Genomic DNA, 16681 nt, shown 5'->3' on the forward strand with positions numbered 1-16681 from the left:
AGGTTTTAGAGAAGAACGTTCGGGAGATAGGATAACTAATAGAAGTTTTTATCGATACGGGCAAAAAGGTGGGAGATCAGTGAAATCCATCATCGTAAGTGTCTATGCGGTCATACTCGGTATATTGATTGGATTCATTAGCTGGATTTTTTTATCAGTCGTCTATAAAGGAATTCACTTTGTCTGGCATACCGTACCCGAACGAGTCGAAAGCCCTTTTTATATCTTTTTCGTACCGCTTGCAGCCGGAGTCTTGATCGGACTATTACAACGGCGATACGGGCCGATGCCGCGCCTGATGCCAGAAATTTTAGAAGACAGGAAGACGTCAGGACGGATTGCCTACCGCTACATCGGATTCACGACGCTAACCGCTCTTCTCGTCTTGATTGGCGGTGCTAGTCTCGGTCCCGAGGCGGCTCTCATCGGAATCGTCGGCGGGCTTACGACTTGGTTTGCCGAACGACTCCGTTATGTCCGACACGAGCTGAGTGAATTGCAAGAAGTCGGACATGCGGTCGTTCTCGGGATTGTTTTCAACGCACCGTTGTTTGGAGCGCTCGCAGCCGAAGAAACTGAACATAAAAAGCAATCGATGCTGAACTTACTGGCAACTCTTGCGGGAGTCGGGACGTTTTATCTCCTCAACCGATTGGACGAACGTCCACCTTTTGTCGTCAAGTTCCCCGCCATCGAGTCAATTCAGTTTGACTGGTCGATTTTATTCATCATCTTGTTTGGCATGATTTTTGGTTGGCTTTATTTACTAGCGGAACATGCTTTGATGAGGCTAACCTCTCAAGTACCTATCTTGTTTTTGACAATCACAGGTGGAATCGGAATCGGTACGATGGCCCTCATTTATCCAGACCTCTTATTCTCTGGGGAAGAGACCATTTTAGAGTATTTTAATGATTGGGAGCGTATTCCGCTGTATACACTATTATGGTTTAGCTTTTTAAAGCTGTTTTTTACCGCCTTTTGTCTCGCCACCGGTTGGCGTGGTGGACATATTTATCCGTTGCTTTTCTCTGCCTTCACCCTCGGCTACTTTTTCAGCGGATCATTCGACCTCGATCCAACTTTTGCCGTCGTTTTAGCGACGAGTACCCTGCTTGCAACTACTATGCGCCAACCGTTGGCGATCATCGTCCTGCTCGTCTTGTTCTTTCCTCCGAACAGCTGGGTTTATGTATTTGGAGTCGTGGCGATTGTATCAAAAATCCCTCTTCCCGCGTTCATCCATCCTAATGTACACAATTGATTTCAGTATGAAAAAAAAGGGTATTGGATGAATAGTTATGCAGTGCCTGGAAAGGAGGGTCGTTTATGAACGAATACAACGTCGCAATTGAAAATTTAGTTGATGCAGTCAGTTCAGATTGGATTAGTATCATCTTAGCCATTTTGGTGGTCCTCATGGGGATTGTCGTATTCTTTTTTGTCGTCATGACAATCGTCGATATGTTTTTATCGAAAGACATCCTTTGGGGAATTGTTGAAATTGTCGCTCTATTCGTTGGTATCGCCGTTTTATTTTCCGTCTTTTACTACTGGAACCGTAATCGAACGAAAGCACAATTCGCTCTCTTCCTCGTTTTGTTCTCACTCGTTGTCAACCTGTACTTCTTCATACGCTACGCGAATGAGATCAACGCCGTATTAAACAGCTTGTATTAAGACGAGGGGACTCCCCTCGTCTTAAACGTTTTAGAAAGTAGGTGCCTTTGTTGAAGCGACGAGTCATTCAACTGATCATGATGATAGTCAGTCTCGTTTTACTATTAGTTTTTTTGTTTTGGGTTGACACGCTCACTCCGTTTTTAATTTTAATCGGGGTTTTCGCGCCGCTCATCGTCGGTTGGAATATTTTATTTGACCAAGTTCAACCGCAAGCGAAGCTCGCTTGGCTGCTCACCGTCTTGTTCATCCCGTTTCTCGGCGCCCTCGCCTGGGTGCTGTTCGGCCGGACACCGAAACGCCACCGCCGGATCAAACGAACGTCGTCCGAGATTCGTATGTTCCGACAAGCAATCGAAGCCGACCGCGTCGAGACGACGAATGACGTATCCGACCGGTTCCCCCTCACGAGAACGCTTGAAAAACTCGGGGCGACCGGTGCCGACGGTCATACGGCGACGAAACTGCTCGTCAACGGAGACGAAAAATACGATGCCGTGCTCAAAGATATCGAGCAAGCGACACACCATATCCACGTCCAATACTATTTGTTCCGGACCGATGAGATCTCACTGAAGATTCGCGACGCTTTAATTAAAAGAGCCAATGAAAACGTCACCGTCCGCTTTCTTTACGACGGTCTCGGCAGCCAAGAGATCGGGGAAGAATTCCTCGAGCCGCTCCGCAAGTCGCGTGTCCACGTCGAAGCATTCGATCCGGTCGTGCATCCGCTCCTCGTCTTTAACGCCAACTTCCGGAATCATCAAAAACTCATCGTGCTCGATGGACGGATCGCCTACACTGGTGGGCTTAATGTCGGCGATGAATATCTCGGCAGGCATAAGAAGCTCGGTTTTTGGCGAGATACGCATTTGCGTATCGAAGGACCGCTCGTCCGAGAGCTTCAGCGTCTGTTCATCGAGAATTGGCTTTACGCCGGACACGAAGAAGAGAGCGAGACGTGGGACTTGTTCGCCGACGCTAAACATCTTCCGGAATACTTCATTAACGAACCGCAAGACGCAAACGGGGCGACACAACTACTTGTGACGTCTCCCGGTAAGGACGTCACGATTCGGGATGGGCTGATGCGTCTGTTGATGGAAGCGAAAGAATCGATTTGGATCACGACCCCTTACTTGATCCCGCCGCCCGAACTGCTCGCCGTGCTAGAAGTCGCAGGTAAAAGCGGCATCGACGTTCGCATCGTCGTCCCGGGACAAGGCGACGAATGGTTCAGTTTCCATGCGACCGAATATTATTTCGAGCAACTGCTGAAACGGAACATCCGCATTTATAAATACAATCGTCATTTCATTCATGCAAAAACCGTCCTCATCGACGGCAAGATTGCGCTCGTTGGGACGGCTAACTTTGATTTCCGCAGCATGTATTTGAATCACGAGATGACGATCGCCCAGTTCGAGACGTCATCAATCGGTCAACTGCATGACGCGTTTTTGAAAGACTTCGACGAGTCGATTCTCGTCGACTGGTCGACGCTCCGAAAAAAATCGAACGGCAAACGGTTCATCGAGGCGTTCTGTCATATCTTCTCGCCGTTGCTTTGAAACACACGCCAGAGGAGATAAATGAGCGCGAGTAGCGCGATCAGCACGAATTGCCAACCGGTCGCAACACGCAATACGGCCGTGACCGCGAGCGCCTCGATGAGGAGCGCCGGGATTTTCCCAATCGTGCTCGCCGCGGCGAACGACGGGAGCGTCATCCGACTGAACGCGGCCGATAACGTGACGAGGCCGGACGGAACGAACGGCATGAGTCTCATCCCGAGGACGAGGAACCACGCCTCGGCCCCACTAGCCTCGCGGAGACGCTTGAAGCGCTTTCCGTTCGGTGACGTATACGTTTGTAGCGCACGTCGGTACAGTACAAAACTGATGACCGCTCCGACCGCCTCACCGATGATCGATACCGTGACGCCGAGACCGAAACCGAGAATGTTTACGTTCAGCGCCGTCAAAAACGCGCTCGGCAACACGCCAGCGACGGCGATGGCACTGTTTAGGACGATGCTGACGACAACAAACAGCGGGATCGGGAGCAGTTCCCATTCCATCATTTTAACCCCATTTCAAAAGGCTGACCTCGTGAGGTCAGCCTTTGTTTTATTTTGCGTCCACTTCATCCCACGCGTCTTCATCGACAGCTGGAAGGTGTTTCTCTTCAAGTTTCGAGACGACGACCGCACATGCGGCGTCACCCGTGATGTTGACGGACGTGCGAAGCATGTCGAGGATGCGGTCGACACCGATGATGAGGGCGATCCCTTCGACCGGCAAGTTGACCGACTGCAAGACAAGTGCGAGCATGACGAGCCCGACGCCTGGCACACCAGCCGTTCCGATTGAGGCGAGCACCGCCGTGATGACGACTGTCGCAAGTTCAGTGATTGTCAAATCAGCCGCGAACACTTGCGCGATAAAGATCGTCGCGACCCCTTGCATGATGGCCGTTCCGTCCATGTTCACGGTCGCGCCGAGCGGTTGGACGAATGACGAGATTGAACGCGGGACACCGAGCTTCGTCTGCGCGATCTCCATTGATATCGGGAGCGTCGCATTAGAAGACGACGTCGAGAACGCAAACGTCATCGCTTCATAGAAATTTTTAAAGAAGAAAATCGGATTCATTTTACCGATTAATGCCACCGCTCCACCATAAACAATGACCGAGTGTAACAATAACGTCAGGATGACGGCGAACATATACCATCCCATGGCGACGACAGCATCGAGCCCGATGCCGCCGATGGCCGAAGCAATCAAGGCGAACGCACCATATGGCGCGAGCTTCATGACCAAGTGAATCAAGTACATCATGATGCGGTCGCCTTGTTTGACGAAACGACGCCATGTTCTTGCTTTTTCACCAAGTGCGATCATCGCAAACCCGATAAGCGCCGCGAAGACGATAATCTGTAACATATTGCCTTCAGCGAGCGCTTGGACCGGGTTCGTCGGGATCATATTGACGAACGTCTGGACGATGTTCGACGACTCTTCCGACCCGGACGCATCAAACGCTAAGTTAGACGTCTCGAAGTTTCCGCGTTCTCCCGGTTTGATGATTTCTGCCACACCCATCGCCAACACAATCGCGATTGCAGTCGTCGTCAAGAAGAACAAAATTGATTTCGTACCGACGCGCCCGAGTTCTTTTGGGTCACCAAGACCCATGACACCAAGAATGATCGAGAAGAAGACGATCGGGACGACTAACATTTTAATTAAATTCAAAAATACAGTTCCGACTGGAGATAAAACGTACGTATTGACGATATCGTAGATGTTACCGGACAAACCAGCCAGTCCTAAACCGACAAAAACACCCATAATTAGACCAATCATAATTTTCTTAGTATCACTCATCGTGTCACCCTTTCTCTTTTACACAGTGCGTTTAGTATAGCATAATGCTAAATTTCCTTACAATTCTGGTTGATTTTCGGGCCTTAACACGGTCATTTTCCCGAGTTGCTTCAAAAGAAAACAAAAAAGATTGGAGACCGTGACGGTCCAATCTTTTTACTCGGCAGCGAGACGCGCGAGTTCAGTATGAAGTTCGGTCGACTGGTCCCATATCTCCGGACGGTGCTGTTGTAGAAACTCCGCGAGCACGCTCCGTGACGGCGCATCCATCATATCGATGAGGATCCGTCCTTTGAGCGACTTGTCCATTTGATTGACGTGATACGGGAGCAATTTGTACCCGCGACGCGCCTCCAAGTCAATCGACATGTCACAAGCCGCAATCCCGCCGTAGTAGAACCCTTCCGGCTTGCGTCCGACCGTCACCCAGACGATCCAATACGGTTTACCGTTCGGCACAGCTTCCGGGTCGGTCAAAAACTTGATCCGTTTCTCGATTGCCGACTTGGCGTGCATCGCACCCATGTCGATCACTGCCGTACCTGCCTCGACGTCGATGATGACGGGCGACATATTGTTCAAACTGAGCGATCCGACCCCGAAACCGCCGTGGCCGTCCGTCGCATCGTCAGCGATAATATTAAAGTTGATATCTTTCATGGCATTCCCTCCCCCTCTACTGTACACAAAGACGAGGGAACGTGGCAATCGCGAACGTCAGACCCACTCGATTCGAAACTTCGTGCCTGGTCCAACCGAACGAAGGAGCGGACGATCCGCTTCGATGACACGTCCGAGCACGTTGACCCGCTTGTCGGCCTGAAGGTCTGTCTTCGTCACTTGCATTTCGCCAGCATAGCGCCCGTAATCCATGTTGTCAATCGTGATCGTGCCGAGCGGTCGCTGTTTCGCCGCAACCGGTTCGAGCAAACGGTCCCCGGTGCGACCATACGCTCGTGATTCGACGGAACGGATGACATCGCGCGCCGGGTCCATCCGGTTCGTCTGGACGCGGTAGAGCGCCGCCTCGATTGTCGTATACGCCTCGGCCCGGAGGACGAGCATCCCGTCCGCGTATGACGCGAACTGTTCGACCGTCGCATCCGCTAGTCCCGGGTCACCGATCAAAATGCGGTCGACACTACCCGTCAACTCTAAATAAGCAGCGAACGTCGACAGCTGCCGGTGGTCTTCAAGCGTCGGCAGTCGTTCGTATAGCGGTCCGCGGAGCGTCCCATCTCCCGGGATGAACGCCTGCACGCTCAACCCTTGTCGTTTTAACCAGTCATTTTTTTCATCAAACCATTGCTGGTCGAGCCCGGTCTCCGGACGCGGATAGAAGTTGTGCCATGCTTCGACATTGTCCGTCATAAGCCCTTCCCGTTTCATCTCGTCGAGCTCTTCAGCAGTCAACGTGCTCGCGTTCAAGGCGACGGTCATCCGTTTCGACAGATCGGCGACTTGTTTCGGGGTCACCCCGTAATCGACGCGGAGGCCGGTCACGCCCCAGTCGATGAGCGTATGGGCGTCGTCCCACGTCTTCCCGAGCGCGGCGAGCGAAGTCGGGGCGATATCGGCGAACAGTTCCATGTCGTGCTGTCGCGCGAGCGTGCCGAGTCGTCGCAACCCCTCCGTGTAGACCGATGGATCGTCTTCCGGGATATGTAGCGATGTGAACAGTGACGTGAAACCGATCTCACGCATGCGTTTCATCCACACCGTGAACGCTTCTGTCAGCGGTTCGCTCAAGTAAACAGATAACCCTCTCATATAAAACAGCCCTCCCTATTCAAAAAGGTGACTCGAAAGAGCCACCTTGGTTGTTAAATCCCATCCGCCATCTCTTCTTTGAAACCGAAGAAATACGTGAAGATGAAGCCAGCCGCATACGAGATGACGAGACCCCCAATATACGTCAAGTACATCCCATTGTCGATGAGCGGTGTGAGCGAAAGACCTGAGACCCCGATCCCGAGCGCTGCCGTTTGCATCGACGCTTGGAACGCACCGCCGACCGCGGCTCCCATACAAGCCGTCAAGAACGGACGACCGAGCGGAAGCGTGACCCCGTAAAGAAGCGGTTCGCCGATTCCGAGGAAACCGACGGGGATTGCTCCTTTAATAATGTTGCGGAGACGTTGGTTGCGCGTCTTCACGAAAATCGCAAGCGCGGCCCCAACTTGTCCCGCTCCTGCCATCGCAAGGATTGGCAAGAGCGCCGTGTTGCCAACGGTGTTCAGTAACTCAAGGTGAATCGGTGTCAAACCATGATGCAAGCCGACCATGACGAGCGGCAAGAAGAAGCCCGCGAGGACGGCCCCTGCGACCGGTCCGCCGATTTCAAGCACGGCGTTCAGTCCTTGCATGATGCCGTCTGACAACACGCCCGCGACCGGCATGATTGCATAGAGCGCCGTGAAGCCGACGACGAGCACCGTAAGTAGCGGCGTAAAGATAATATCAATCGAGACTGGCATGAAGCGGCGGACGTGTTTTTCGATATACGTCATGAGCCAAGCGGCAAAGATGACACCGAACAGTCCACCCCTTCCGACGACGAGTGCTTCCCCATAGATGACGATATCGGCGAGTAACGGGTTGAACAAAATCCCCCCGGCAATCGCTCCGAGCACCGGCGTCCCGCCGAACTCTTTCGCCGTATTCCACCCGACGAGGATGGCGAGATAGGCGAAGACCGTGCTCCCGAGCACAAGCAGAATTTGCATCCACGTCTCGGTCCGGTCGACACCAGCGTTGACGGCAAAGTTCGCTGCCCCGTTGATGATCCCTGAAGCGACAAGTCCCGGGATGAGCGGGATGAAGATGTTCCCTAAGCGACGCAAGAAACGTTTGAACGGTGACTTCTGTTTATCTTTCACTTTTTGACGCTCGATGGCCGCCCGCTCGTCAGGCGTCAAGTTCGCATCGACTGCCTCTTCCCCGATAGCGAGCCCCGTCTCACGGCTCAAGTGATCCGCGACACGGTTGACCGTTCCCGGTCCGACGACGATTTGCAGCGTCTCGTCATCGATGACGCCCATGACACCGTCGATTTGTTTGAGTGCCGAAATATCTGCCTTCGTTGGGTCTTTCAACGACAACCGGACGCGTGTCATACAGTGCGCGAGTTGGCGGATATTATCTTTTCCCCCGACGTGCTCGAGTATGGCTTGAGCCAACACCTCTTCTTTCTTCATCTCGTAATCCCCCTTAAATCGCGTCGCGGACGAATCCGTTCGCGCGCTGTAATCGCTCGACTGCCTCTGCATAGGAGACGTCGGCTAAAATCATGACGATCGCCGTCTTGACGTGGCCGTTCGATGAAGCGAAATAACGCGCGGCCGTCTGTTCGTCGACCCCTGTCGCTTCCGCAATCATCCGTTTGGCCCGAACTTCCAATTTCTCGTTCGTCGGTTGCACGTCGACCATCAAGTTTTGATACACTTTGCCCACTCCAATCATCGACGCCGTCGAGATCATGTTGAGGACGAGTTTCTGGGCCGTCCCCGCCTTCAAGCGCGTCGATCCGGTCAATACTTCCGGTCCCGTCTCGACTTCGATTTTGAACTCGGCGTGGTCGCTGATTTTCGAGCCTTTGTTGCAGGATAGCGCCGCCGTCGTCGCACCGACTTCACGTGCGTAATCAAGTCCGCCGATGACGTACGGGGTCCGGCCGCTCGCGGCGATGCCGACGACCGTATCGTCTGGATTCAAGTGAAGCGCTTTCAAATCATTGATTGCCAAATCTATACTATCCTCTGCTCCCTCGACCGCTTTGACGAGCGCGCGTTCACCCCCAGCAATCAAGCCGACGACCATGTCCGCTGACACGCCGAACGTCGGGACACATTCTGCCGCATCTAAAATACCGAGTCGTCCACTCGTCCCCGCACCGATATAGATTAAGCGTCCGCCTCGTTTAAACGATGTGATCGCTCGTTCTACGACTTGTGCGATGACCGGAAGCTGTTGCTTGATCACGTGAGGCACCGACTGGTCCTCTTCATTCATCACGCCGAGCAGTTCCTCAACCGTCATGTCATCTAGGCGCATCGTCCGTTCGTTCCGTCGTTCCGTAGCCAATTTGTCTAACATCGCCACCATCCTTTCTTCTCTCTAGTTTTATTGTACTAATTTGAAATTAAAAGTCAAACTTATTTAAAAAAATAAAGAATTATAATTTCATAAGCGCTCGACTTGAGTGCCAACAAAAAAACTCGGCCGTTTGAGGCCGAGTTCACTTCATTCGATGTCTTTTTTCAACACGTGGACGTGGACACCATCCCCTGTGACCGAGTCTTGCTCATACACGTAGCCTTGCCGCTCCCAAAAACGACGGGCCCGCACGTTCGTCGGGAGCACACCGAGCCGGAACGTCGTCTGGAACGGACGCATGTGGTCCCGCTCGAGTTGATCGTATACCGTCTGGGCGAGACCGGTGCTGTGAAGTTGTTCGTCGACGAGGAGCAGGCCGAGCCAGAGTGAGCCGTCGACCGGGTGACGCCTCAACAAATCCGCCATCGCCACGATCGCCCCGTCGTCTTCCACGACGAGGCTGACCGTACCTGTCGCCTCGAAGTCAGCCAAATTCTCATCGCGGAACACTTCGAGCGTCTGAGCGTTCAATCCGGCGAACGCTTGTTGTCTCATGAGGAAAGCTGCCACTCGTTCGCGGTCTGACGCTTCATATCGGCGAATCACCGGCGCAGCTTCACCATCTCGTCGCGCGCCTCGGCGTAACGATCGATCAGCCCTTCGCCTTTTCGGTGCAACAGACCCATGTAGAGCGTGTCGATAATCGTCAATTGTGTCATCCGTGAGGCGATGCTCGCGATTCGGTAATCTCGTTCGACGGTCGGTGTGCACAGACGGACGTCCGCCTCGCGGTAAAGCGGCGACTTGTCGAGGTCGGTGATGGCGACGACGGTGACGCCTTTTTTCTTGGCGAACCGGACGAGCTCGAGCACGTCTTTCGTCCGGCCCGACGTGCTGATCGCGACGAAGACGTCGGTCGGCCCGAGATGCGGGATGAGCGACAGCATATAGTGAAAGTCTTGCGACGTCAGAGCGGCGTAGCCGAGTTTCGTGAACTTGTACTGCGCATCATAGGCGGCCGTCGATGAGCCGCCGACTCCGTAGAAGATGACCCGGTTCGCGCGAGCGAACGTATCGATCGCATGTTCGAGTTCGCGTTTGTCCATCGCCTCGGCACATGCCTCGATGGCCATTTTGTTCACGTGGATGACTTTTTGGAACGAGTCGTACGGCGTGTCCTTTTGTTGAAGGACGTTAAAGTCGGTCAGCATCGTCTCTGTGATCGCCAAGTCTTTGACGAGGGCGAGCTTGAACGATTTGAAGCTGTCGATCCCGACGACGCGCGCGAAGCGGACGATGCTCGCTTCTGACACGTCGGTCTTTTGGGCGAGTTCTTTCGTCGTCATATTCGGGACGAGCGTCGAATGGGTCAAGATGTAGTCCGCGATCTTCTTTTCGACGGACGTCATCTCGCCTTGGGCGAGCTCGATTTTTTTCAGTAAGGATTCCATCAGGTCATCCCCTTCCTGCTACTAGTTGCTGTATTTAATGATAGCGGATTCTTTCCCTACATTCCAACTTGGACACGAAAAAGGCTGAGCTCGCGCTCAACCTGTAGGTGAGACTTACAAGTTTTTTGTATTGAACGTGTCGCCGCCTTGGATTGTTCCATTTTGAAAACCTTTATCAAACCACCGTTTCCGCTGTTCCGACGTCCCGTGCGTGAACGAGTCCGGCGTGACGTAGCCACGCGCTTGTTTTTGCAACGTGTCGTCCCCAATTTGATGCGCCGCGGTCATCGCCTCTTCGACATCACCCGCCTCTAAATAGCCCATGCCTTGGGCATGATGCGCCCAAACACCGGCATAGTAGTCGGCTTGAAGTTCGAACCGTACCAAGTACGTGTTGAACTCGATCTCGCTCATCTCGTTTCGCAGCGGCATGATCTCGTCTGTCGTGCCGAGCAACGTCTGCACGTGGTGTCCGACCTCATGGGCGACGACGTACGCCATCGCGAAGTCGCCCGGCGCATTGAAGCGCTGACTGAGTTCGTCATAGAAACTCAAATCGATATACAGTTTCTGATCGCCCGGGCAATAAAACGGTCCGACCGCCGAGCCAGCGATCCCACACGCCGACTCGACTTGTCCTGAGTAGAGGACGAGCGTCGGTTCCCGATACGTCAAGCCGTTCTCGGCAAAGATGTCGGTCCACACTTCTTCGGTGTCACGCAAGACGACCGAGACAAAGTCCGCCATTTCTTCTTCCCGCGCCGAGCCTTGATACGTCTCAGAAGACTGCGGCTCACCGATTCCGATATTGTTGACGATGTCTCCCGGGTTACCCCCGTTCAAAAGCGTGACGACGATGACTAAAATCAGGCCAAGACCGCCTCCGATTCCCGCAATCCCTTTTCCCCCAACACTTCGGCCTCGCCGGTCTTCGACATTCCGACTCGCCTGTCTGCCTTTCCATTTCATACGATTGTTCCTCCTACTGCTAGTCTGTCTTGTTACTTACCCGGATTCATCTCGTTTCGCACCTGCTTTTTTCACATTTTCCCATCGTGTTCGGTGTTTGAGTCCTAACCAAGTAGGAAACAGGTTAGGAGAACGTTTACTTTAGGGAGGAATTAAGATGGGATTAGCAAGCGACTTGAAACAATTGCGTCAGATTGAATGCAAGGACAAGTGTGTGCTATCGGTCTACCTTAATACAGGACCTAACCAACAAGGCGACTGGTCAATCCACTTGAAGAACGGTTTGAAGCGGATCGGTGAATATTTAGAGGCGTCCGGTGACGAGACGCAACTGAAGAACTTCAAAAAAGTACGGAAGCAAGTCGATCAGGAACTCGGCAAACACCGGAACGACTTGGCGCGAAGCCTAATCATTTTTGCTTCGGAAGAGAACGATTTATTTGAAACATACTACCTTCAACACGATGTCGAGACGTCGTTCCACTGGGAAACGAAGCCAGTACTTGAACCACTCGAGGCGTTACAACAAAAATTCCCGTCCACCGGTATTATTTTGACGAACCTCGACCACGTGACGGTACTCGACACCTCACTCGGACACATCGATGCGACGTTCGAATTCGCGTTCGACCCTGAGACCGAGGAGTGGGTTCGGTTTGAGGGGACGGCTTCGGGTGACCGTATGGCGTCGAGTAGCTCGCAAGTCGATAAATTCGATCGTCGACTTGCCGAAAATCTCGGTCGGTTCTACCGTGACCTCGCCCAAACTGTCGAACAGATGAAAGGTGCACACGACTGGGAATCGCTTGTCGTCATCGGAGAAGCCGAGCTTTCCAACTCGTTCCGTGACGAGTTGCGGACGAAACCAGAGCGCGTCGTGCACAAAAATTTGTCGAAATCGAGTGCACCTCACATCATCGAAGCTGCATTCCATTGATTTTCCGCTTTCCTCTCGACTAGTGATTCTCTAAAATAGAAGAGAACTAGAAAAGGAGGAAATGATATGCCATACGTTACCGTAAAAATGCTCCCGGGCCGTACTGTTGAACAGAAACGTGCCTTGATTGAGAAAGTGACAGACGCCGTCTCAGAGACGACGAACGCACCGAAAGAGAACATCACCGTCTTCATCGAAGAGATGGACGCGACGAACTACGGTCAAGCCGGTGTCATGCACGCCGACAAAAAATAACGCCAGTCACCCGCGCATCCAGTTGGACGCGCGGGTGTTTTTTCAGTCTTCTAAGTTCACTTCGAACCGCTCGCTCGGAACGGTCGGTTTGATTAAGTGCCGGGTCGCCCGCCAGACGTGATAACCAAGCCGATCGAGCCAAAGGAGCGCTTGAACTTTGCGAATCGTCTGCTCCATTTCAAGCTGGTTCGCCGCCGTCTCCTCTAACATCTCGGCCCGATGCGCTTTCCGGTACTCGGCGAGCTGCTTCGACGCCGTCTTCCATTGTTTCGAATCTTCCGGCGGCGTGTGATGGTTGAGGGCATCGACAAGCTCGAGCTCGTGCAAGACGAGCTGACGTGCGACTAAAAAGTCAGTGTCACGGAGGGCGTCGACGGGATCGACTTCGCGCAGGACGAACAGCCAGCGCTCCAAATGGTCGATCGTATGGAGCAGTGACAAGTGTTGTCCGTAGTCGTTTCGGCCCTGTCCTTCTTCCAATTGAATCGTGCTCAAAAATACCCGGACGTCACCGAGCGTCTTCTCGACGAGCTGCAACTCGTCCTCCCGCTTGCGCGCTTCCGTCAATAACAGTTTCGTCTCGTTTCCGAGATAGCGCTCGATCTCAATCAACGAACGTCTTGCCGCCTCGAGTGCGACCGTCGGAATCCGCGACATGTTTGGGTCGAGGAAACGGATCAGCTTTTCAGACCGACTCGGCACCCATTTGAGCAACCGCCGGCTGAACGCTTTGTGAAACGGCAGAAACGTCAACACGCCAAGCAAGTGAAACGACGTATGGAACAATGCGAGCCGCAATAGCTCATTCCAATTCAACCAGTCAGCCACGCGATTGACGACACCAAACAAGAGCGGGAACGTCAGCCAGCCAATCAACAAAATCGAACTATGAACGAGTACGTGTCCGAGCACGATGCGCCGCGCTGATTTCCATCCTCCGAGCGAGCCGAGCGCGACGACAAGACTCGTCCCGGCACTCTGCCCGAGTACGAGGAATGCAGCCTGCGCGAGCGTCACCGTGTCGGTCGCGAGCGCCGTCATCGTCAAGACGAGACCGATGCTCGACGATTGCAAGACGACGGTCATGAACAGACCCGTGCCGAGCAAGGCTAATTGATGAAGTAGTGTGTCGGTGTCCCAGCCCGAAAACGAGAACGTGACGACTTCCCGCATCGCTTCTTGAAGTGTGCCGATGCCGACAAAAACAAGTCCGAGACCGACGAGCAACATCCCAATCCGCTTGACTCGTCGTCCAATCAAGCGGAGCGCCATCCCAAGGCCGATGAGCGGCAGTAAGAGCTCTCGAATGTCGACGTTGTAGCCGAGGAGCGCTACGATCCATCCCGTCGTCGCACTACCGGCGTTCGCCCCGATGACGAGCGTGAGCGCCTGCGTGAACGTCAACAGCCCTGCGCTGACGAAACTGATCGTCATGAGCGTCGTCACGGTCGAGGACTGAAACAACGCCGTCATCGTCGCACCGAGAAATGCCCCTGCCACCGGTCCTTCCGCCATGCGGTTCAATCGCTCTCGCAGTCTTTCCCCAGCCAAGCTTTTCAACGTATCGGTCAACAGCATCATCCCTAACAAAAAGATGCCGATTCCGCCGATGAGCGTCCCGATCCCCATGGTGTCACATCCTTTTCAAGCGATTCAATCGCCGCGTAACGTTGACAACATCCATGATTTTTCTGAAGCGTGGTCTTTCAAGTTCAACAGCACGTCCTCAGGGTAATAGATTTTCTCGTCCGACTGTCGCGAATTCAAAATCGATTGGACGAGCATCGACACCTCTGAAATCTCGCGACGGTCGCCGTCGTTCATCTGCAGGTAAATCCCTTCGTACGTGCCGTGTCCTTTATATAGATCATATGGCAGCTGGCTGAGCTGGTCCTCGAGTAAATAATAGCGCGTCGGCAACCCGATCGCTTCCATCGTCGACCGTAACCGGTCCATATAGCGGACGCGGTTCGCTTCTGGGAAGTTTTTATACTTTAACAGGCGACGATTGACGAAACGGCTCGCCAGATCGGCCAAAATCGGGTCTGCCTCGTCCATCCATTCTTGGAAATAGAAGTAGACGATCGTCTCGTCGAGCTTCAAATAGTGTTCGAGCGTCATCTCGTCATGGTTGAAGATCGGCAAGAAATGCTTCGGTGTCATTTCGAACACATAACCCGATTCATGCAGTTCTTGGGCCCGCTCGAGCACGGCTTTTAATAGCAAGTCACTCGAACGCGTCGCCGGATGCAGATAGACTTGCCAATACATTTGATAGCGCCGCATGATATAGTCTTCGATCGTATGCATCCCCGACTGTTTGACGACGATTTGATCTTCGTCCGGCCGCAACACGCGCAGCATCCGCTCGAGGTCGAACTTCCCGTAACTGACGCCGGCGAAATGGGCGTCGCGAAGTAAATAGTCCATCCGGTCGACGTCGAGCTGTGAGCTGAGCATGTTGACGATGAGCCGGTTCGGGTGCGTCTTGTTGATGATGGCCGCGACTTCTTCCGGGAACCCAACGCCCATCTCCGAGAGGACTTTATTCACTTCCGTGTCCCCTAAGATGATTCGTTCCGTCCAGACTTCATGGCGGACTGAGAAGACGTGCTCGAACGCGTGCGAGAACGGGCCGTGCCCGACGTCGTGCAACAGTGCCGCCGCGAGCAACAGCTCCCGGTCGCGATCGTCCCATTCCGGATAGTCGCGGAACTGGTCGATCAACTGCCGGGCAATCTCATAGACGCCGAGCGAATGGTGGAATCGGGTGTGTTCAGCCCCGTGGAACGTCAAAAACGACGTCCCGAGCTGCTTGATCCGACGTAACCGTTGAAACTCTTTCGTGTTGATCAACTCCCAAATGAGATGATCGTAGACGTATATATAACGATGGACCGGGTCTTTAAACACTTTTGACCCAGATAGCTGACCTCGTGATGTGTACATGTTGGTGCCCCCTGCGTTTTATGTATTGTACTGATTCGACTTCTTCCGAGTCGTTCCCTCCATGCTATAATGAGGAAGATATTATTTTTTGAAAAGGAATTATGTATATGATCCATCCACTTTTACGACAACCGACTTACCGCCTGATCGACCAATCATCACTCGGTGCGGCGTTTCAAGCCGAGCAATCATTCGCGACGGACGATACGCTGTGCGCGTCGACGAAACACCAAGGCGCCGTCTTTCGGGCCTGGGTCCATCTGAACACAGTCGTGCTCGGGATTCAAGACGCGCGGCTGCCCCATCTGCGTGACGGCATCCGATTGCTGCACGAACACGGCTATCGCCCCGTCGTCCGTAACTCGGGAGGACTTGCGGTCGTCCTCGACGAAGATGTATTGAACCTATCTCTTATTCTACCCGAGAATGACGGCATTCAAATCGATAGCGGCTATGAGGCGATGACGTCGCTCATTCAACATATGTTCAAAGACGTGACGGACAACATCGTGCCTGGTGAGATCGTCGGTTCGTACTGCCCAGGCAGCTTCGATTTATCGATTGATGGTAAAAAGTTCGCCGGCATCTCGCAGCGACGCGTCCGCGGCGGTGTCGCCGTCCAAATTTATTTGAGCGTCCGCAAAAGCGGCAGCGCTCGTGCTGCCCTCATACGTGATTTTTACGACCGTGCCATCCAAGGCGAAGCGACAAGATTCACGTACCCGGCGATCATCCCGGAGACGATGGCGTCGCTCGAAGACTTGCTTCACATCCCTCTCACCGTCAACGATGTGCTCCGCCGCGCCTATGACGTGCTCGGGGAGACGAGCCGACTCGTCCCGGCAACGCTCGACACAGACGAACAAGCGACGCTCATCGTTCAGCTCGATCGCATGTGGCAGCGAAACGAACCGATCCGTGACATTGAACACCAACTACTAGAGGAGTGATCC

At 53.4% G+C, this 16681-nt stretch carries 17 protein-coding genes; 6 read left to right on the forward strand and 11 right to left on the reverse strand.

The genetic code is table 11. The annotated features are described in order from the left end of the window. Window positions 1-79 precede the first annotated feature (79 nt). The 3 genes from EVJ24_RS02350 (at window position 80) to cls (ending at window position 3251) form a co-directional block, all read left to right on the forward strand. Complete coding sequence (locus EVJ24_RS02350) at window positions 80-1264, forward strand: chloride channel protein (protein WP_131439247.1); 1185 nt, start codon at window positions 80-82, stop codon at window positions 1262-1264. Between the two features lie 65 nt (window positions 1265-1329). Further along, window positions 1330-1680: a hypothetical protein gene (locus EVJ24_RS02355; protein ID WP_131439249.1), complete on the forward strand. Its 351-nt coding sequence runs from the start codon at window positions 1330-1332 to the stop codon at window positions 1678-1680. A gap of 77 nt (window positions 1681-1757) precedes the next feature. Beyond that, entirely contained in the window at window positions 1758-3251 is a 1494-nt protein-coding gene (cls, locus tag EVJ24_RS02360; RefSeq protein ID WP_236637528.1) for a cardiolipin synthase, read from the forward strand. Here cls and EVJ24_RS02365 read toward each other — a convergent pair. The 9 genes from EVJ24_RS02365 to ypfJ form a co-directional block, all read right to left on the reverse strand. Beyond that, window positions 3227-3760: a TVP38/TMEM64 family protein gene (locus tag EVJ24_RS02365; protein ID WP_236637530.1), complete on the reverse strand. Its 534-nt coding sequence runs from the start codon at window positions 3758-3760 to the stop codon at window positions 3227-3229. The genes cls and EVJ24_RS02365 overlap by 25 nt on opposite strands. A gap of 49 nt (window positions 3761-3809) precedes the next feature. Then, window positions 3810-5072, reverse strand: a complete 1263-nt coding sequence (locus EVJ24_RS02370) for a dicarboxylate/amino acid:cation symporter (protein WP_131439255.1) — start codon at window positions 5070-5072, stop codon at window positions 3810-3812. 156 nt (window positions 5073-5228) lie between these two features. Continuing rightward, window positions 5229-5732 (reverse strand): YwhD family protein, encoded by a 504-nt coding sequence (locus EVJ24_RS02375; RefSeq protein WP_070328246.1) that lies wholly within the window; start codon window positions 5730-5732, stop codon window positions 5229-5231. Between the two features lie 57 nt (window positions 5733-5789). Next, window positions 5790-6842, reverse strand: coding sequence for a DUF871 domain-containing protein (locus tag EVJ24_RS02380; RefSeq protein ID WP_131439257.1), 1053 nt, complete (start codon window positions 6840-6842; stop codon window positions 5790-5792). Between the two features lie 53 nt (window positions 6843-6895). Beyond that, the gene (locus tag EVJ24_RS02385) at window positions 6896-8269 is read right to left on the reverse strand and encodes a PTS transporter subunit EIIC (RefSeq protein WP_131439259.1); all 1374 of its coding nucleotides are present in this window, start codon (window positions 8267-8269) and stop codon (window positions 6896-6898) included. A 13-nt stretch (window positions 8270-8282) separates the two neighbouring features. After that, complete coding sequence (gene murQ, locus EVJ24_RS02390) at window positions 8283-9176, reverse strand: N-acetylmuramic acid 6-phosphate etherase (protein WP_131439261.1); 894 nt, start codon at window positions 9174-9176, stop codon at window positions 8283-8285. A 138-nt stretch (window positions 9177-9314) separates the two neighbouring features. Continuing rightward, complete coding sequence (locus EVJ24_RS02395; protein WP_131439263.1) at window positions 9315-9773, reverse strand: GNAT family N-acetyltransferase; 459 nt, start codon at window positions 9771-9773, stop codon at window positions 9315-9317. Further along, on the reverse strand, window positions 9770-10618 hold the full coding sequence (locus EVJ24_RS02400; RefSeq protein WP_070328251.1) for a MurR/RpiR family transcriptional regulator: 849 nt from the start codon (window positions 10616-10618) through the stop codon (window positions 9770-9772). The genes EVJ24_RS02395 and EVJ24_RS02400 overlap by 4 nt, the downstream gene beginning before the upstream one ends. Before the next feature lie 114 nt (window positions 10619-10732). Continuing rightward, on the reverse strand, window positions 10733-11587 hold the full coding sequence (gene ypfJ, locus EVJ24_RS02405) for a KPN_02809 family neutral zinc metallopeptidase (protein WP_131439265.1): 855 nt from the start codon (window positions 11585-11587) through the stop codon (window positions 10733-10735). Between the two features lie 157 nt (window positions 11588-11744). On the opposite strand from ypfJ, the gene EVJ24_RS02410 reads away from it, so the two are divergent. Together EVJ24_RS02410 and EVJ24_RS02415 are read left to right on the forward strand one after the other, a co-directional pair. Continuing rightward, a complete protein-coding gene (locus EVJ24_RS02410) occupies window positions 11745-12524 on the forward strand; it encodes a VLRF1 family aeRF1-type release factor (RefSeq protein WP_131439267.1) in 780 nt (259 codons plus the stop codon). A 66-nt stretch (window positions 12525-12590) separates the two neighbouring features. Continuing rightward, window positions 12591-12779 (forward strand): 2-hydroxymuconate tautomerase, encoded by a 189-nt coding sequence (locus EVJ24_RS02415; protein ID WP_070328254.1) that lies wholly within the window; start codon window positions 12591-12593, stop codon window positions 12777-12779. Between the two features lie 42 nt (window positions 12780-12821). Here EVJ24_RS02415 and EVJ24_RS02420 read toward each other — a convergent pair whose 3' ends face one another. Then, window positions 12822-14408, reverse strand: coding sequence for a Na/Pi cotransporter family protein (locus EVJ24_RS02420; protein WP_131439269.1), 1587 nt, complete (start codon window positions 14406-14408; stop codon window positions 12822-12824). Window positions 14409-14432: 24 nt separating this feature from the next. Further along, window positions 14433-15728, reverse strand: a complete 1296-nt coding sequence (locus EVJ24_RS02425; RefSeq protein WP_131439271.1) for an HD domain-containing protein — start codon at window positions 15726-15728, stop codon at window positions 14433-14435. A gap of 107 nt (window positions 15729-15835) precedes the next feature. Here EVJ24_RS02425 and EVJ24_RS02430 point away from each other — a divergent pair, with 107 nt between their 5' ends. Continuing rightward, complete coding sequence (locus EVJ24_RS02430; protein ID WP_131439273.1) at window positions 15836-16678, forward strand: lipoate--protein ligase family protein; 843 nt, start codon at window positions 15836-15838, stop codon at window positions 16676-16678. The last annotated feature ends 3 nt before the right edge of the window (window positions 16679-16681 follow it).

The organism is Exiguobacterium sp. SH1S21 (assembly GCF_004337175.1).
Taxonomy (GTDB): Bacteria; Bacillota; Bacilli; order Exiguobacteriales; family Exiguobacteriaceae; genus Exiguobacterium; species Exiguobacterium aurantiacum_A.